Source organism: Geofilum sp. OHC36d9, from assembly GCF_052400685.1.
In the GTDB taxonomy this organism is placed as follows: domain Bacteria; phylum Bacteroidota; class Bacteroidia; order Bacteroidales; family Marinilabiliaceae; genus CAZHHH01.
Genome location: NZ_JBQTGJ010000008.1, coordinates 82,339 through 101,511, shown reverse-complemented (window position 1 = coordinate 101,511; position 19,173 = coordinate 82,339). Strand labels below are relative to the sequence as shown.

At 41.0% G+C, this 19,173-nt stretch carries 15 protein-coding genes; 11 read left to right on the top strand and 4 right to left on the bottom strand.

Annotated elements, in window-relative coordinates; genetic code table 11:
* Nucleotides 1-11 precede the first annotated feature (11 nt).
* Complete coding sequence (locus tag ACT3CD_RS10100; protein ID WP_444645361.1) at nucleotides 12-1,145, bottom strand: hypothetical protein; 1,134 nt, start codon at nucleotides 1,143-1,145, stop codon at nucleotides 12-14.
* Nucleotides 1,146-1,367: 222 nt separating this feature from the next.
* On the opposite strand from ACT3CD_RS10100, the gene ACT3CD_RS10095 reads away from it, so the two are divergent.
* Together ACT3CD_RS10095 and dxs are read left to right on the top strand one after the other, a co-directional pair.
* Nucleotides 1,368-1,814 (top strand): YqaA family protein, encoded by a 447-nt coding sequence (locus tag ACT3CD_RS10095; RefSeq protein ID WP_444645359.1) that lies wholly within the window; start codon nucleotides 1,368-1,370, stop codon nucleotides 1,812-1,814.
* Nucleotides 1,815-2,155: 341 nt separating this feature from the next.
* On the top strand, nucleotides 2,156-4,063 hold the full coding sequence (dxs, locus tag ACT3CD_RS10090) for a 1-deoxy-D-xylulose-5-phosphate synthase (RefSeq protein WP_444645357.1): 1,908 nt from the start codon (nucleotides 2,156-2,158) through the stop codon (nucleotides 4,061-4,063).
* A gap of 72 nt (nucleotides 4,064-4,135) precedes the next feature.
* Here the strand turns inward: dxs and ACT3CD_RS10085 are convergent, their stop codons facing one another.
* Entirely contained in the window at nucleotides 4,136-6,547 is a 2,412-nt protein-coding gene (locus ACT3CD_RS10085; protein ID WP_444645356.1) for a PAS domain S-box protein, read from the bottom strand.
* A 447-nt stretch (nucleotides 6,548-6,994) separates the two neighbouring features.
* Between ACT3CD_RS10085 and rsgA the strand changes: the two genes are divergently transcribed.
* From rsgA to ACT3CD_RS10050, 7 genes are all read left to right on the top strand, one after another.
* Nucleotides 6,995-7,921, top strand: a complete 927-nt coding sequence (rsgA, locus tag ACT3CD_RS10080) for a ribosome small subunit-dependent GTPase A (protein ID WP_444645355.1) — start codon at nucleotides 6,995-6,997, stop codon at nucleotides 7,919-7,921.
* Between the two features lie 20 nt (nucleotides 7,922-7,941).
* Nucleotides 7,942-9,120, top strand: a complete 1,179-nt coding sequence (locus tag ACT3CD_RS10075) for a sensor histidine kinase (RefSeq protein ID WP_444645353.1) — start codon at nucleotides 7,942-7,944, stop codon at nucleotides 9,118-9,120.
* Between the two features lie 346 nt (nucleotides 9,121-9,466).
* Nucleotides 9,467-10,018 carry a YceD family protein gene (locus ACT3CD_RS10070; RefSeq protein ID WP_444645351.1) on the top strand — a complete coding sequence of 184 codons (552 nt, stop codon included), beginning with the start codon at nucleotides 9,467-9,469 and terminating at the stop codon, nucleotides 10,016-10,018.
* Between the two features lie 13 nt (nucleotides 10,019-10,031).
* Entirely contained in the window at nucleotides 10,032-10,217 is a 186-nt protein-coding gene (rpmF, locus tag ACT3CD_RS10065) for a 50S ribosomal protein L32 (RefSeq protein ID WP_444645349.1), read from the top strand.
* Between the two features lie 185 nt (nucleotides 10,218-10,402).
* Complete coding sequence (locus tag ACT3CD_RS10060) at nucleotides 10,403-11,401, top strand: beta-ketoacyl-ACP synthase III (RefSeq protein ID WP_444645347.1); 999 nt, start codon at nucleotides 10,403-10,405, stop codon at nucleotides 11,399-11,401.
* 394 nt (nucleotides 11,402-11,795) lie between these two features.
* Nucleotides 11,796-12,680, top strand: a complete 885-nt coding sequence (locus ACT3CD_RS10055) for a carbon-nitrogen hydrolase (protein ID WP_444645345.1) — start codon at nucleotides 11,796-11,798, stop codon at nucleotides 12,678-12,680.
* Between the two features lie 69 nt (nucleotides 12,681-12,749).
* Nucleotides 12,750-13,538 (top strand): HAD family hydrolase, encoded by a 789-nt coding sequence (locus ACT3CD_RS10050; protein ID WP_444645344.1) that lies wholly within the window; start codon nucleotides 12,750-12,752, stop codon nucleotides 13,536-13,538.
* 119 nt (nucleotides 13,539-13,657) lie between these two features.
* Here ACT3CD_RS10050 and ACT3CD_RS10045 read toward each other — a convergent pair whose 3' ends face one another.
* Nucleotides 13,658-16,144 (bottom strand): YfhO family protein, encoded by a 2,487-nt coding sequence (locus ACT3CD_RS10045; RefSeq protein WP_444645342.1) that lies wholly within the window; start codon nucleotides 16,142-16,144, stop codon nucleotides 13,658-13,660.
* 250 nt (nucleotides 16,145-16,394) lie between these two features.
* On the opposite strand from ACT3CD_RS10045, the gene ACT3CD_RS10040 reads away from it, so the two are divergent.
* Both ACT3CD_RS10040 and ACT3CD_RS10035 read left to right on the top strand, forming a co-directional pair.
* Nucleotides 16,395-16,973, top strand: a complete 579-nt coding sequence (locus ACT3CD_RS10040) for a YceI family protein (protein ID WP_444645340.1) — start codon at nucleotides 16,395-16,397, stop codon at nucleotides 16,971-16,973.
* Between the two features lie 272 nt (nucleotides 16,974-17,245).
* A complete protein-coding gene (locus ACT3CD_RS10035; RefSeq protein ID WP_444645338.1) occupies nucleotides 17,246-18,019 on the top strand; it encodes a sulfite exporter TauE/SafE family protein in 774 nt (257 codons plus the stop codon).
* A gap of 23 nt (nucleotides 18,020-18,042) precedes the next feature.
* Here ACT3CD_RS10035 and ACT3CD_RS10030 read toward each other — a convergent pair whose 3' ends face one another.
* Nucleotides 18,043-19,026 carry an adenosine kinase gene (locus ACT3CD_RS10030; RefSeq protein ID WP_444645337.1) on the bottom strand — a complete coding sequence of 328 codons (984 nt, stop codon included), beginning with the start codon at nucleotides 19,024-19,026 and terminating at the stop codon, nucleotides 18,043-18,045.
* Nucleotides 19,027-19,173: the final 147 nt, after the last annotated feature.

The following is a 19,173-nucleotide window of genomic DNA, read 5'->3' as shown; positions in this document are numbered from 1 at the left end:
AGAAATTGAGGCTAACGGACCTTTTTCAAATTTTTCAGAAAAACGGAGGGTGAATATAGCAGTTGAACGCCATAGCTATAACTAACAACACGCTGCTCAATATCATAAAACCCATAAAGTAAAAAAGAAAAATCAAGCTGCGGAGCAAACGTCTTATGCCAGCTGTATTTTCCGGTTAAAAATTGGGTGTCGGGAAACACAAATGCCTCATCAAAGTCAGATACCGACTGATAGATGGGATTTCCATTTTCGGACAAAAACTCAGACCCCTTCCACCAGCTGAGACGCATCTGATGGCTACGCGAGTGCACCATAAAACCAGCCTCAAGGCCCCACCCATCTTTAAAAACATTGTTTTTTTCGGATTTCAACTCCTTATAAAGCAAAACATGAGCAAATCCGCCCCATCGTATTGTTGCTTTATCATTTTTATTCTCAAACTCGAAACCTGACAAAGTATTAACCTCAGAGCGATCAGGCGTGTCAGAATAATCGATTTCTCCTCCTTTATGAAAAGCCATCAATTGCAATGGCATGGTTAATTGCCAACCGTTATTAAATTTCGCCAATGTCAACTGCGCACTCACACCAGCCACAAACTGTTCAGATACGGAGTCACCTTCTACAATATATTCCTGCCAATTAATCCAGGTATCTAACCACAGTCGGTCCGTATTAACTTCAAATTGAACGCCATATTCAGGTTTGCTGCCAAAATAATACTCATCAAAATAAATAATATCTGATAAACGATGATTCAGATCTCCATTAATGGCGCCAATTCTAAAAGTAATCGCAGAATTCATTTTTAACGACGCGGTGAGTATCGGATTGACATAAACCGGTTCATCTACACCAAAATAATGCTTCAGTTGCAGCCCTGCATCTATTGAAAAATTCTGTGATGGCTGATAACGAAGAAAAGGGGAAAACGTTTGTCCCGGCAAAGTATAGCCTTTTACAACCAGACGGGACAATTCATTGTTTATAAAGAAATTCTGATTGGCAACAGACAAATAGACATCACCTTCTTGAAGCGATAGATTATGTGGTATCCGGTCAGGAAAAAGTAATTTTGATTGCCCTTCAGCACGTCCCCCAAAAACAAATAATGCAACCAGCAAAGCAGAATAAAGACTCTTCATACAAAAGCTTAAATGGGTTAAAAATAAGGATTTATTAAAACACTCTTTCTATTTCATCGCAAAATCCACTAAAAAAGCCTTTACATTCAAAAACTCTCCCTGATACAAAACGAACTTCTCCGCCCATATCCCAAACGTCAGATTGACAATATTGGAAAAACAAGCTATAATTAAAGACATTATGTAAGCAATAGGTAACACATCATAAACTATCTTTGACGTATGATGCAAAACCTGGGTTATCCACTGCTTTTCTTTTCCAGCTTTATGGCAGCCACCATACTCCCATTCAGCTCAGAACTTATTTTATCGGGAATGCTTGCAGCCGGATTCGACCCATTTTTAACACTGACCATAGCCACATTAGGTAACTGGACCGGCGGCTTAACATCCTACTGGATTGGCTGGTTAGGCAAATGGTCATGGATAGAAAAATACCTTCGTATACCAGCCTCAAAAATACAAAAGTTACATCAAAAAATTAAAGGCAAAGAAGGTTGGGTGGCATTGTTCTGCTGGCTGCCATTTATAGGCGATCCTCTGGCGGTAGCATTGGGATTACTAAAAACGCGTTTCGTCACGACGGCCATATGGATGTTAACAGGAAAAGCCCTTCGCTATATAATATGGGCCTATTTAACATTACAAACTATCTCATTTTTAAATTAAAAAAATCTGACACAAAAGACCGAATGACTGCTTGCCGGAAAACCCCGATGACCGATAAAAAAGCTTCATTTTTAAAATCTTATAAAAAAAATATTTTATATAGTACCGGTAAAAAAAAGCTCAAATGCTTGATAAGAAATGGTCAAATTCAAAACTTGCTAAGTCCAAAAATGTAAACTTAAAATGGGAAATGGCCTTTTGAAAGCAGGCGTAACGAATAAAACAACGTTTTCTTGCTAACACTAAAAAGATCAGCCAAAATCAATTGATACTTATTCCCGATAAAAAAGTCCCTTCACAAAACCTTATAAATAGTTATATTTGCACCTAAATTAAAGCACATGGAAGAATCGGCATTCCCGTTACTTGAGACTATCCAATTGCCAGATGATTTACGGCGACTGCCTCCAGAGCAGCTAGGTCGTGTTTGTCAGGAATTACGGAATTTTATCATTGATGCCGTTTCGTGCAATCCGGCCCATTTTGGCGCCAGTTTGGGCGTGGTTGAACTGACCGTTGCCCTTCACTATGTTTTCAATACCCCCGACGACAAATTAATTTGGGATGTGGGGCATCAGGCTTATGGACATAAAATACTGACCGGACGACGCGAACAGTTTCAAACAAATCGCAAATACAAAGGCATAAGCGGGTTTCCCAACATCTTCGAAAGCAAATATGACGCCTTTGGTGTAGGGCACTCATCCACCTCTATCTCCGCAGCTCTGGGCATAGCCACTGCTTTTCGCCAGCAAGGATTAAACAACCGGCAGGTGGTCGCCATTATTGGCGATGGCGCCATGACAGCAGGATTGGCATTTGAAGGACTCAATAACCTGGCTACTTCCCAAGCCAATGTTCTTGTTATCCTGAATGATAACAATATGGCCATTGACCCAAGTGTAGGTGGTCTCAGCGAATATCTGGTCGATATTGCCACCAGTAAAACGTATAACAGACTTCGAAAAGAAGCAATAAGGATGCTGAGCAAATTAAAAGTTGTGGGTCCTCGTTCACGCGAACTGGTCGTAAAAGTTAATAACAGCATTAAAACATTACTGACAAAACAAACCAATATTTTTGAAGGTCTGAACATCCGGTATTTTGGCCCTGTTGACGGCCATGACATCGGGCACCTCATCCAGGTATTAGGCGATCTTAAGACCATACCCGGTCCTAAGGTACTGCACGTTATCACCAAAAAAGGCAAAGGATTTAAGGCCGCTGAAGAAAATCAAACAGCATGGCATGCGCCAGGTGGCAAATTTGATAAAAATACCGGTGCATTTATAGAAACACCATCTACCAAAAATAAGCCTCCCCGTTTTCAGGATGTATTTGGACATACCATACTGGAACTGGCTCAAAAAAATGAAAAAATCATCGGTGTCACGCCGGCCATGCCCACTGGCAGCAGTCTGAATATTATGATGGGCGCCATGCCCGACCGGGTCTTTGATGTAGGCATTGCTGAACAACATGCCGTAACATTTTCTGCCGGACTGGCTGTCTCAGGGATGGTCCCGTTCTGCAATATCTATTCATCGTTCATGCAACGCGCCTACGATCAAATAATTCATGATGTAGCACTTCAAAAACTAAACGTGGTTTTTTGCCTGGACAGGAGTGGTCTCGTGGGTGCTGATGGCGCCACTCACCATGGTGTATACGATATGGCATACCTCCGATCCATTCCAAATATGACAGTTGCTTCGCCAATGGATGAAATAGAACTGCGCAACCTGATGTACTCGGCTCAACTTTCCAACGCAGGCCCTTATGCCATTCGTTATCCACGCGGTATAGGCTCAAATATTGAATGGCGACAACCCTTTGAAAAAATCCGACCGGGCACCGCCAGACAAATTCACGATGGTACTGACATTGCCATCCTTACCATAGGACCTATAGGCGTAAAAGTTAAACGTATTTGTGAAGAAATAGCAGCAGAAGATATTTCGGCAGCTCATTATGACATGCGTTTTGCAAAACCGCTGGATACAAGTGTATTACATCACATTTTCAAACACTTCAACCAAATCATTACCATCGAAGACGGAACCATTATTGGCGGATTAGGCACCGCAATATTGGAATTTATGTCGGACAACGGATATCAGGCACATGTTAAAAGAATGGGTGTGCCCGACCGATTTGTGGATCATGGCTCTCAAACCGAACTATTCCGTGAAATAGGCCTCGATATGGAAAACATCAGACAAGCGATCAGAGAGATGAATCGATCATAACAAAAAAATTCTTACACAGAGGGATAATTTAATTATTTAAATGCGGGTTCCATCCGGCAACTCAAATAAAAATTAAACAAGCCGCTTTAACCGCACAAAAAAGCAAGCTCCATTATTTTTATCGGAGACAACACCAATTGAGCCACCCATGGCTTCGGTCAGACGCTTGCAAATGGCCAACCCTAAACCGGTACCTCCATATTTTTTCGAAGGCGTTTCTTCTTCCTGTCTAAAAGCTTCAAAAATAACCGACTGATTTTCTTTTAAAATACCAATACCAGAATCCTTGACATAAATCTTCACCCAATCGGTCTCGATCTCAAACCCCAATTCAACAAAACCCTCATCAACAAATTTAATGGCGTTTTCGAAGAAATTGGTTAACACCTGCCTTAAACGATTAACATCGGCCAATATTTTCACCGATGGTTTCAAATCGAACGTCTTTTGCAATCGAAATTCGACATGGTCTTTAAAATGCAGATTCATTTTTGGCCGATAACTCTGAAATATTCCGAAAAGAAATTCTTTTAAATCGACCGGGTTGTTAATAATTTTCAAATGGCCACTTTCCATTTTGGCATAATCAAGTATTTCATTGATCATCCAAATTAAATTATCGGCGTTCTTATTTATCACTTCAGAAAATTCCTTCTTCTGTAAAGTGCCAAATTCAGGCTTATCCAAAAGATTGGCAAACCCCACAATAGCATTCAATGGCGTACGGATTTCATGACTAAGATTAGCCAGAAAAACCGATTTCACTTTATCGGCAGCCTCCGCTTTCTCCTTCGCCAAAATCAAATTTTTTTCGGCTTCTTTTCGGAGTGTAATATTTCGTCCAATGCCCAACACCGAGTAACACTCACCGGCATCGTTAAATTCTGGTGAAAAGGACCAGTCAAGGGTAACATTACGGTCCTCTCCAACACTAAAATGTTCAATTTCGATGTGTTCAATAACACAAGTGGTTATAACCCGATTAACAATTCCAAAAATCTTTTTCTGGTCGGGAAACGGCAAATAACTTACCAACAAACCGATCGTAATATTTTCATCCCCAAACAAAACACCTGAAACCGAGTTGTAATAAGTTACCAATCCATCTTTACCAATCCGCAAAATACAATCCGGAAGATTTTCAGATAAAGACCTGTATTTCTGTTCACTGAGTTTTAATTCCGATTCATTTCTTTTACGCCTTGTAATATCATGAATGCTAAAATAATAATGTTCTTTTTCACCCAACGAAATGGTGGTACCATGTATTTCCACATACCGCATTTCACCATTTTTCCGCAAAAGCTGACTGTCGCCATGATAGCTCAGATCTCTGCGAATAACCCTTGTTATACTAAAATAATCCTCCAATCCCTTATTAAAAGGGAATAAAGTTTCCAGATCCAAATCGGTCAGCTCGTTTCGCGAATAACCAGTCATCTCACAACCGGCCTGATTCACGTACATTAAACGCCCCTTACGGGAAATAATAAAAACGCCGTCGATGTTGGCCTCCAAAATTTTTCGGTTACGCGCTTCACTTTCAGTCAGGCTGTTTTCAACCACACTGATGTCGGTCTTATCACAACAAAACAATATAATCCCATCATCAGCCGAAAAGGTAAATCCCTTTACCATATAAACCAATGGCCTCCCATTGCGACAGCGAATCGACATATCCATATTGCCCTTTCCTGTAGATCCGATCTCAGCAAAAAAATGGTCCAGCTTCAGGATGCAACCGTTATCAGGATAAAGTAATTCTGATACATATTTATTTATCAAATCACTAACATCATAGCCGGTTGCTTCGGCAATTTTACTGTTAACAAACCGGATACGGCCATTACTTACTTGCATAACCCCCCACGGGGCCTCCCGATATAAACCACGAACAAATAATCGCGAATGAGTCATTTCCTGAGTTAACTGCTGCAAATCACATTGAAGCCCTTGCTGCTTGCTAATCAATTCTTCCTGCCCATATTTCCAGGCTACCAATCGCCCCAGCCATTCCAAAAGCTGAAAATTAAAACCATTGTCTTTTCTGCTTTTATCAAGCTTAAACAAAATCCATCCGTAACACCTATTATTAATTCTGATCTCCTTAATGTAACCTTCATCGGTTGTCATCCCCAACTGCGTAAAAAAATACGAAATATCACAACAGCTTGAATTATCATTACCCTCGCAATCAGGAGAGGTGAAAAAGGTGAGGCATGAAGTACATTTGAAGGAACTCTCGTTGGAAATATCAGAACCAACCAAATTGAAAACCTTAAACTCATCGTCGGCTACCTTGTAAAATGCAACCGCCTCAAGATTCTGTTGGTTCCGAACCAATTTCGACAGTTTGCTCCACAATATTAACGAATCCGGTGCAGCACGCACCAAATCGTCCATCTCCATCATAAAAGCAAACAAATGACGATCATAACTTTGCTCATAATCCCGCAAAATTTCAGACTGTTGAGAATAAAACATCAGTTAGTGTTAGAGAAATAATAAGTGAAGATAACACAGAGTCACTTTAACAAAGCAACAATTTTGACTGATGTCATGAAATAACTGACCAAAACACTCTTTTCTTCTACGAACGAAAAATCAAACACCAATACGATGCTACCTTATAAATAGTACTTGCAAAAAAGATCCAGTTTTTGCGTTGTGCTTGTCCTGAAAATGATCATTTTACATAGTAACCTCACATTTTTGCCGGGCTCAAAACAAATCTACCTGCAGAACGCGCAAGTACCAACATAAGCAACCGAAAGCCTTAATTTTCATTAACCATGAAATTTCTATTCCCAAAAGAGAATCGTAAATACAAGGAAATAATTAATTTTGAGTCGGTTTAAAAATTGCATACGATAATAAGGTTCACCCGAAACCCAACAGATCATTTATTTTCAACCGCGTAATTTTTCAAAGATGAAGGAAGGCATTGTCATAAAATCAACCGGTAGCTGGTACATGGTAAGCAGTAACAACGAAACGCCTGTGCCTTGCCGCATAAAAGGCAAGCTAAGACTTGATGCTACAGGCAATACAAACCCTGTAGCAGTTGGTGATATTGTAAACTATGAAACGGACGAACAAACCGGAGACAATGTAATCGTTAAGATTCTTAACCGAAAAAACTATATCATTCGTAAGGCGACCAACCTCTCACGTCAGACCCAAATTCTGGCGGCCAATATCGACCAGGCCATTTTACTGGTAACCATCAATTACCCCGTTACAACCAACGTTTTTATCGACCGGTTTCTATCATCGGCTGAGGCTTTCAACATCCCGGTAATCCTGCTATTCAACAAGACAGATCGCTACGACCTAAATCACAACGAACAACTTGCTGAGTTGCGCTCAATATATGAGTCAATAGGCTATCATACCATGTCCATATCCGCCAAGAAACAAGAAAATCTGGAGGCTGTTGAGGATCTGTTAAAAAATAAAATCACCCTCATTGCCGGACATTCCGGCGTTGGCAAAAGCACCCTTATTAACAGGCTGGAACCCGGGTTAAATCTTAAAACCGGAAATATTTCGGAAAGCCACCAAACCGGAAAACACACCACAACTTTTGCAGAAATGCACCCTCTTTCATTTGGCGGCTATATAATTGACACACCCGGAATTCGCGGGTTTGGTCTGACGATGATAGAAAAAGAGGAACTATATCACTATTTTCGCGAAATATTTAAAATATCGCACCAATGTCAGTTTCACAATTGTTTGCACCTTCACGAACCCGGATGCGCCGTAAAACAAGCCGTAGAGGAAGGCACCATTGCCGAATCCCGTTATAACAGTTATATCAGCATATTCAGAAACAGGGATGAAAAATACCGTTAATCCCATGTGAAATAAAAAAAATGGAGATATACAATAAAACCCGCTGGTGGAAATTATTTCTTTTCGTTGGGGCAGGCATCATAAGCCTGTTTTCGCTTTTATATACCAATCGGCTGGTGACCGAATTAAAAAAAGAAGAACAGAAAAAAATAGAACTGTGGGCTGAGGCAAACCGCCAGCTGGCAGCCGATTCCATTTCCAAAAGTACGCTCACACTGGTGCTCGAAATCATCAGTAACAACACCACAGTACCCGTTATCGTCACCAACAACCAGGAAGAAATTGTTTTTCATCGCAATATCAAACTACCCAACAAACACCCCGAAATAAAACTGAAGGAGATGCTGGAACGCATGAAGAAATTCAGTCATCCGCTACCGGTAAAACTTTCGGACAACGACTACCAATATATCTATTACAATAAATCTCTTTTACTAGTAAAATTACAATGGTTTCCTATTGTTCAGCTTATCATTGTCTTCATTTTCATGGCAATTGCGTATGCCGCTTTCAGTTTCTCACGAAAATGGGAGCAAGATAAAGTATGGGTTGGTCTGGCTCGCGAAACGGCACATCAGTTGGGAACGCCTACTTCGTCCCTGCTTGGCTGGGTTGACGTCTTAAAAATGAAAAATACCGACCCCGAGCTACTTTCCGAAATGCAATACGACGTACAACGGCTGCAAACAATAACATCGCGCTTTTCGAAAATAGGCAGTAAACCAGATTTAATACCAGAAAACATTAATGAGGTTATAGCCGGAATGGTCAATTATTTAAAAAAAAGAAGCTCCGCTCGAGTGGTCTTTACTCTGGATGACAAAACAACTGAACCAATTGTTATTCCTATTTGCCGCTCCCTTTTTGAATGGGTAATAGAAAACATTTGTAAAAATGCCATTGATGCCATGGCCGGAGAAGGTCACATTAACATTCTTCTGCAACGGGCAAAAACAGCTGTTATAATAGACATCTCCGACACCGGCAAAGGAATGACAAAAAGCACACAAAAAAGTGCTTTTAAGCCTGGATACTCAACCAAAAAGAGAGGCTGGGGTTTGGGGCTAACCCTAAGTCAAAGAATTATTCAGCAGTATCACGGTGGAAATTTATCAATTATTACTTCAGCTCCGGGTAAGGGCACCACTTTCCGGATACAGCTAACTACAGCCGCTCCAGCTTCGTCTAAAAAAGCATAAAATAGCCACAATAAAACACTTCTCAAAGGCGGATGTTTATTTCCATGAGAGTTCCATCGGGCAACTTGAAAAAGATGAAACGAATCATGGAAATAGCATTACATACAGGAGTGTGATTAATCCTGATGAGCTCCATATGACCTTAAAAATCAAATTATAATCATATGAAACGAGCCATGAGGAATTGTTTCACACACAGAAGTATGATTATCCTGGCGAGTTCCATATGGCAACTGAAAAACAAATTATAATCATATGAAAGTGACCCATTATCAGAAAAAAACAGTTTTTTTTTCCTTGCAATATTTATTTTTATACCTTTGCACAGTTTTATCCAGAGGATGAAGTGAGAAAATTGAAGGATTATAATATTGGTTTTAAAGGCCTTAAAGATGGTAATCATCAGTTTAAATACGAAATTGATGGTTCTTTTTTTTCGCTTTTTGAGGGTGCAATGTATGAAGATGGAAACCTAAACGTGACCATTGACATGAAAAAGAGCAGTCAAATGCTTATTTTCGATTACATTGTAAAAGGTAATGTAGCATCCGTCTGCGACGTTTGCCTTGAGCCGGTTAAATTACCCGTGGATTACAGCACCAGGGTTTATGTCAAATTTGGTCAGGAATATGAAGAAATGTCGGAAGACATTATCACCATTCCACAGGAAGCACATGAAATAAATGTTGCAGCCACCATCTATGATTTAATCGTCACCTCACTTCCAATACGACACGTACATCCAACGGACGAAAACGGTAATTCCACCTGTAATCCGGTGATGATCGAACAACTATCAGGTTATCTGGTGGAAGAAGTGAATGACAATCCGGATGAAGAAACAACCGATCCCAGATGGGACGAACTAAAGAAATTATTAGATAATAACAACAAGTAAAGAGGTTTGAAAAATGGCACATCCTAAAAGAAAAACGTCGAAAACCAGAAGAGACAAAAGAAGAACACACTATAAAGCCGTAGCACCGGCTCTGGGTGTATGTTCTAACTGTGGTTCAGCAGTAAAGTTGCATACCGTTTGCGGCGAATGCGGTTACTACAGAGGAAAACTAGCTGTTGAACAAGAAGTTACAGCCTAATCAGGTTAAAAATAGAAATTTTTGCCTCTAATGAAAATTAGAGGCAATTTTTTTTTAACCTCACATACCCGGCATAAAGCCGAATAAAAAAATTTATTAATGTCGTACAAAGCGTAAAAACACCGGTTCTTTGGCGGGAAACCGGAGGCATCCCAATTTTTACGTCACAAACCGAACCATTAATCATGAATAAATTACATGCTGTTATTACCGCTGTAGGCGCATACGTGCCCGATTACATCCTCAACAATGAAGAGTTGAGTCGAATGGTTGAGACCTCAGACGAATGGATTATGACCCGTGTGGGTATAAGAGAGCGACACATCCTAAAAGAGGAAGGTAAAGGAAGTTCTGACATGGCCGTGGAAGCCGTAAAAAAGATCTTCGATAAAACCGGTATCCGACCCGATGAAATTGATCTTGTTATTTGTGCCACAGTAACGCCCGACCATGTATTTCCTGCAACGGCCAACATCATTTCCGACAAGCTAGACATTCGAAATGCCCACAGCTTCGACATCAATGCCGGCTGTTCCGGCTTCTTATACGCATTGGACACCGCCTCAAAATTTATTGAAAGTGGCGCTAAAAAAAAGGTATTGGTAATTGGAGCTGACAAGATGAGCTCCATTGTCGATTACACCGACCGAACAACATGCGTTCTTTTTGGCGATGGCGCCGGTGCTGTATTACTGGAACCCACTGAGGAAAAAAATGGCATTATTGACAGCATGCTGCATAGCGATGGTTTCGGACGTCAATACCTCAACATGAAAGCCGGTGGTTCGGTAGCTCCCCCTTCACATGAAACCATTGACAAACGCATGCACTACATTTACCAGGATGGGAAACATGTATTTAAACATGCCGTTTCGAAAATGGCCGATGTGGCCGTTGCAATGATGGATAAACATGGCATTAAAGGCGACGATCTGGCCTGGCTGGTACCCCATCAGGCAAACCTGCGAATTATTGACGCCACGGCCGAAAGGATGGGTATTCGTAAAGAACAGGTTATGATCAACATAGAACGCTACGGTAACACCACAGGTGCAACAATCCCACTTTGCCTGTACGAATGGGAAGATCGCTTAAAAAAAGGTGATAACATTATTTTGGCTGCCTTTGGAGCAGGTTTCACCTGGGGATCCATACTCATTAAATGGGGCTATAACTCCAAATAAAAAGACTTTAAATCGTAACGAAGACGTCTCAAAACAATAATTTGTTTTGGGACGTCTTCGTTATGATTATGAATTCATGGACCTTACTACACAAAATTCACACGGTCAATTTTCCAGTTCTTCCAAAACTATTTTTCTGACTCTTTGAATTTCTGAATTCACCTCACCTTACTTAATCTCTGTCTCTAAAGACAAAAGTTTGAGCTGCAATATTTAAGGCTGACGCAGTAAAAAAAGGAGAATTTACTTCTCGCAAATGACTATGTTTATGACAGGCATAACTAAGTAGTTGACTTTACAGACAAACACTACTTAAGATTATTTCATAAAATTTATACCTGAAATGACCCCTTTTAAATATCTTTGTATTTGGGTATTAAACAACACTTACCATATGAGGATTATAAAAACAGCGCTCATCCAGCAAAGCAACAGTCCTACAATTGAGACCAACCTGCAAAAGCTGGATCACAGCATTCGCCAAGCCGCTTCACAAGGCGCGCAGCTCATTGTTTTGCAAGAACTTCACAACAGCCTCTATTTTTGTCAGACAGAAGATACTCAAATCTTTGATCTGGCAGAAACCATACCAGGCCCCTCGACTCATCGGTTTGGACAACTGGCCGCCGAACTAAAAGTGGTTATTGTAACGTCACTCTTCGAAAAAAGAGCACCCGGACTGTATCATAACACCGCCGTTGTTTTGGAGGCAGACGGTTCCATTGCCGGCAAATATCGTAAAATGCACATCCCCGATGACCCCGCCTATTATGAAAAGTTCTATTTCACGCCCGGCGATCTCGGTTTTCAACCCATCCAAACCTCACTTGGGAAATTGGGCGTACTGGTATGTTGGGACCAATGGTACCCTGAAGCAGCCCGATTAATGGCACTAAGTGGAGCCGATTTACTCATCTACCCAACGGCCATCGGTTGGGAAAGCACCGACTCTTCTGACGAAAAAAAACGCCAAAAAGACGCCTGGATTATTTCGCAGCGAGGGCATGCCGTAGCCAATGGCCTGCCGGTAATAGCCGTAAACCGCGTAGGATACGAACCTGATCCGTCGGGCGCAACCAATGGCATTCAATTTTGGGGAAACAGTTTTGCCACCGGACCGCAAGGCGAATTTTTGACCCAGGCCGGTAACGAAAACGAAGAAATTCTCATCGTTGATATTGATCTGGAACGCTCCGAATCGGTTCGTCGCATCTGGCCCTTTCTGCGCGACCGGCGCATTGATGCCTATAATAATATTGTAAAACGATTTATTGATTAACCCTCTGTAAAAATAATTTCTGTGCCGTGAACCTAACACCCGAATTTACGACATACTGAACAAAGAATTATGAATATAAAACTGGTTATTACCGACCTGGATGGTACGCTTCTCAACGATAAAAAAGAGATAAACCAGGAATTCTGGTCGGTTCGCCAACAACTGATAAAAAAAGGCATCATCTTCTCGGTTGCCAGCGGTCGTCAGCTCTATTCCCTCATAAATGAATTTCGAAACATCAAAGACGAAACTCTTTTTATAGCCGAAAACGGGACCATTGTTAGTTATAAAGGAGAACAACTGCTTATTAACCCACTTCCTAATAACGACGCCGTTAATTTCATTAAAATGGCCCGTCAAATACCCGAAACCGGAATTGTCCTTTGTGGACTGAATTCGGCCTACATTGAAAATTCCCTTCCACAATTTCAGAAAGAAGCCGAAAAATATTATTACAGGTTAAAAAAAGTCCCCGATTTGACGCAGGTAAACGATACAATATTAAAATTAGCTATCTATGACTTTCAAAATCCTGAAAAAAACAGTTATCCCGTTTTTGAAAGTTACCACAAGGGGTTTAAGATTGCGGTTTCGGGCCAGGAATGGATGGATATAGCCAACAATACTGCAACCAAAGGGGCTGCTGTAAGTAAAATCCAGAAACACCTTGGTATTCTTCCTGAAGAAACCATGGTTTTTGGTGATTACCTAAACGATCTGGAGATGATGGCTGTATCGAATTACAGCTATGCCATGAAAAATGCCCATCCGGAAATACTTAAAGCAGCGCGCTACATCACCGAAAAAAACAACAATGAAAACGGTGTGGTAGAAACCCTAAAAAAACAACTGCTGTAAAATAACACCACTGCTTTGGCATTAAAAAACAGCATTGTATCCTGAATTGATACAATGCTGCCATTAAAAACATCTAAAAATCTTCAGAAAACGCTCCCTTAGACTAATCAGCAAACAGGTTATTTCAAATACTTCCGACGTAAAAAATAAGCTGCTACAAACAAAAGAATTAATAAAGAGCTAATGGCCGAAAGTATTTTTCCATACTTATAAGAAATGGGTTCAAAACGGAACTCAATTGTACTTTCACCTGCCGGAAGAATCAAGGCTCTTAAAACGTAGTTAGCACGAAAAATATCCGCCTTTTGACCATTGATATAAGCTTTCCATCCTTTGGGGTAATAAATCTCACTAAAGACCGCCAAACGCGAATTTTCAATCTTTGCCTGATAAGTTAAAGAACTGGGACTATATTTTTCCAAATAAACCGTATCACCATCCGCAGGAGCACCAATGATCACATCCTGCAAAACATCTGCAAACGCCTCCTGAACGATAGCTGTAAGCCGCAGATCCTGATGTTTTAACTGACTGATTTCTTCGCTATTGGATTTCACCATTTGCATCTCCTCAACCAACCAGGCACTTCCCAATGCGTGAGGATTAAAAACAGGTGACATTTCAGGATGCAGAATAATATACCGCGTATTAAGCATGTTCAACACCGGCATATTAGCTAGGTAAACAGACAATCCATCGGGTTTTTCGCCGCGTTGCAAAGCCCCCATTAACATCGTCGCGTCGTCGGAGAGATAACGATTAATCAAATCCTGATAACGCTGTAGTTTAGCCCCATGGTATCCGCCAATGGAATGGTGAAAATAGCTGGTTCGCACTTCATTAAAGGGATTCTGAATAGAAAAAACACGGTATCCGGGATCTTTATCTTCCAGGATCTCCTTATCAGCTTTCCCTGCCACAAACTGATTATTAACCTGTCTGGCCGGTTTAAAACTATCATTATTCAAATAGCGCCGGTCAACGCCCCATAAATCTACCAATATAAGCACCAGCAAACCAGGAATTACATATTTAGCTGAAATTTTATCACCCGAAAAATACCACAAAGAGCCACTGGCCAAAACAATAAACATCAGCGAACGAAAAGCATCGGCCTTAAGCAAGGTCATACGGGCTGATTGCAACGACTGGATCAACATATCGTACAAAGCTGCCTGATTAGGATTGGCCGACTTTTGTCCTAAGATGGCATCCAGTTCGGCATCGCTCATAAAATTAAATACCCCTGGAAACAGATACAAAAACAAAGCAACACCTCCCGACAAAGCCAATGCAGCCAAAAACTTACGTGAATGCTGACGAAGCAGTCGCGGATTCTCAATAACCTCACGCAATCCCAATAACGCCAACAACGGAATGGTTACCGAAGCAATTATAAGTGTCATCTCCACAGTACGAAATTTATTGTATAGCGGAAAATGATTAAACATAAACATATTAAACCATTCCAAATTATGTCCCCAGGCCAGCAATATAGAAATAATCGTTCCTGCCACCAGCCACCACTTCTCTTTTCCTTTATAAAAGAAGAGTGCCAATACAAACAAAAAACAGATAACGGCACCGGCATAATTAGGCCCGGAAGTAAAAGGCTTACTGCCCCAATATTGCGACTGCTGAGCAACAACATCCTTGAGTCGAGGATCGGTATTTTGCAACAATTCAGGATTATTTCCAATGGACTCGGAAGCGCCCCCCATTACATTGGGAACCAACAAAGTCAGCGTTTCCCAACGGCCATAGCTCCAGGCAAAAGCATAATCGGGATCAAGCCCTCCGGCTTTTTGTTCGGTCTCCTCTTCCACCAACTCCGATTTTCCACGAATACTTTCCTTACCATACTCGTAGGTTGTCCATAGCCCGGTAATATTAGGCAACACCGCCAAAACCGCAGCACCAACAAGCCAGCTACTCCGCGTCACAAAATCTCTTATTGTTCCCTGTCGCACAGAAGCAATAAACCTACTCACGACCAGTATAAAAATAAGAATAGCCAGATAGTAGGTTATCTGAACATGATTATAAGCGATTTCGGCCCCCAAAGCAAGGATTGTCATCAACGCCCCTGCCCATTTATTACGATTGTAGGTATATAAAACACCTCCTAATACCGGCGCCATGAGTGCTATGGCGTACGCTTTAGTAATATGGCCAGCAATGATGATGATAAAGTTATAGGAACTAAAAGCAAATCCCACTGCCCCAAGGGCACTTAGCCAGTAACTGAACCCCATACTTCTAAGAAGCAGAAAGAAACCAAGTAAGTATAAAAAAACAATGGCAACAGTGTTGTAAGGCAACCCCAAACGTACCACTTTATTAACATAACTAAATAAATTAGCTGACGCGTCTCCTCTGATTTGATAGGCTGGCATACCGCCAAACATTGAATCGGTCCATTGCGCCTTTTCACCTGTCGCGTTTTCATGATCAATCAATTCCTTGGCCATACCAATGGCATGCGTATTGTCCATTTGCGGCAAGGCACGGCCCTTCAGTACCGGACTAAAATAAGCAAACGCCAAAACAATAAACAGAACCACGGCAGCCAGCCAGGGTCCGGCTGATTTAAGTTTTTCAATCATCAGAATATACTTAATAATTAATATTTGTTACCAAACGATCAGAACATCAAATTGGATTGATAAAGATAATAAGTTATAAACAATCATTCAGCAAATAACCCAGTTCAACCAATATTCTTTACGAGCTATGCGGTAAAAATATAAAAAAGGCCGGTTGCTGCAATCCCCATCGTTCAACTTTAAAACGTAATGTTTGAACAAAAATCAATTTAAGATGTTTTAATCCGACATAAACACAAATAACAGAATTATGAAAAAAATAGTATTTATCAGCGGTCTGCTGCTAATCGGAGTGCTTGGCGCTGGTGCCCAGACGCTGAAACTCGTCAAAACAGACAGCCATATTGAATGGACCGGTAAAAAAATCGGTGGCTCCCATCACGGTAACATAAACTTTACTTCCGGCACCCTGGTATATAAAGAAAATAACTACACCGATGGTGTATTTATCGTTGACATGAAAAGTATCACCAATACGGACCTCACTGATAAAGATACCAATGCCAAACTAATTGGTCACCTCAAATCAGATGATTTCTTCGGTGTTGAAAAATACCCTACTGCAAAATTGATAATCACTAAAGGCGTTTCCACAAAAAAAGGAAATTACGAATTCACAGGTAGTCTAACCATTAAAGACAAAACCAACCCGGTGACATTTAATGTCGTTAGAAGTGTTAAAGAAGGAACACAAATTTTTAAAGGAAAACTGGTGGTTGACCGTTCAAAATTTGACGTTCGCTACGGGTCCAATAGCTTTTTTGATAACCTTGGCGACAATGTTATTTACGATGAATTTGAGCTGGATTTTACGGTGGTATTTAAATAATGCCTGCAAAACCTACTTCTGCGTTATGCTTGTCCTAAAAATGGTCATTTACGGGAAGTAAACTCACATTTTTCGGGCTTCGCAAGCCTTTAATTGAATATTTTTTATCAAGCACTTGAGCTTTCTTGCTGACACCAGATAGTTCTTGCAAGGGAGCAAAATTTCATAAAAAACCTTACCGGCCGTATTAAATTTCAGGTAAGCTGGCTGAAAAACATTTTTTTTGAGCCAGCTTACCTGAATCATTTTATACGAAGAAAACCATAATATTTATGGAAATTATTATCATTAGCCTGGCTGCATTTGTCACCGCCATACTGACCTTTTTTTCGGGTTTTGGGTTGGGAACCATTCTGACCCCTGTGTTCATGCTTTTCTTTCCGGTTGATCTGGCTATTGCCCTAACAGGCGTGGTTCACTTCTTTAATAATTTGTTTAAAATTCTTCTGGTTGGTAAACATGCCAACAAAAACGTTTTGTTTCGTTTTGGCATCCCAGCAATAATCGCTGCTTTTGCCGGCGCCTGGTTATTACTAAAGATACCCGATAGCGCCCCTTTGTTTACCTATCAACTATTTGATAAAACACTGTCAGTCTACCCTGTAAAACTAATCATCTCCCTGTTGCTAATCACGTTTGCCAGTATGGATCTAATCCCATATTTCAAAAATTTGCACTTTAGTCAGCAGAAATTACCTTTAGGTGGAGCCCTCAGTGGTTTCTTTGGAGGACTCTCGGGCAACCAAGGAGCGCTACGCAGTGCGTTCCTGATAAAAGCAGGCCTGTCAAAAGACGCATTTCTGGGGACGACCGTTGTAGTCGCAACCTTTGTCGATTTTACACGACTGGGGGTTTATGCCACCCGGTTTACACAATCGGGACTGGTTGATAATTTGCTGCTGGTATCGCTGGCTGTGATTTCAGCCATTGCCGGCGCCTGGATCGGTAACAAACTGCTCAAAAAAATAACCATTCATGTGATTCGATTATTGGTCGCTATTATGCTAATCATTATCTCCGTTGGCTTAGGGCTAGGATTGATCTAAATAAAAAGGCCGATTAACCTCTTCTAATCCACAATAAGCGCAGCCGCATTCCTAATCTCTGCCCATTTCTTATCATCCATCTTGGGACCTATAACTTCAATAACCCTGGCAGAAAGCAAAGCTCCCAAGCGGCCACACTTCTCCAACGAAAAGCCATTAATAAGACCATACAAAAAGCCGGCAGCATACAAATCACCAGCACCCGTTGTGTCAATTACATTGGCTTTAACAGCTTCAATTTTAACGGTTGTACCAGAATGTTTAATAAGAGAGCCGCTGGCGCCCTGTTTTAAGACAACGATGTCAGCCATTACCGACATGCTGTTAAGGGCTTTTTCGTGTTCCAAACCACCTGTAAACACACGCGCCTCCTCTTCGTTAGCAAATAAAATATCCACGTATTTAGCAACCATCTCTTGAAGGAATTCCAGATTATCTTCAACCACATTAAAACTGGCCAGATCGAGCGAAATTTTCAATCCATTTGATTTGGCCATTTTTAATGCTGCTTCAATCAACGACCGGTTCTGCACCAGATACCCTTCGATATGAAAATAGTTATAGGTCGAAAAGATACCGTTTGGTAAGTCCGTAGCCGTCATTTCCACTGCTGCCCCTAAAAAAGTAGCAAATGTACGTTCCGAATCTGGTGTAATCAAAGCCATGGCACGCCCCGACTCAGTATTACTTTCTAATAAAAAAGGATGAATATTCCGCGCTACCATGTCAGACCGAAAAAATTCACCCCAGTCGTCGCGCCCCACTTTACCAATAAAACCGGTCGCAACCCCCAGCTCAGCCAATCCATGAATCGTATTCGCAGCGGACCCTCCAGAGGCTCTTGTGTTACCATTGGTGCCGGCAATAGATTGAACCTTATCAGCCATCGCACTGTCAACCAATTGCATACTCCCTTTCGGCAATCCCAAATCGCGCAATATTGCTTCGTCATTAACCTGCATCAGAACATCGACTAATGCATTTCCCATTCCTATAACTTTATTCATAATCAAGACTTAATCTTTTCTTTGCTGCAAAGATGATATTTTTTTTACAAACCAGTTGTAAAATTGAACTAAACAATCTATTTTTGCAGGGCTTTAGGAAAAGGAAACAGACGATAATTACAAACCATTTCCAGAGCAAAATAAAAT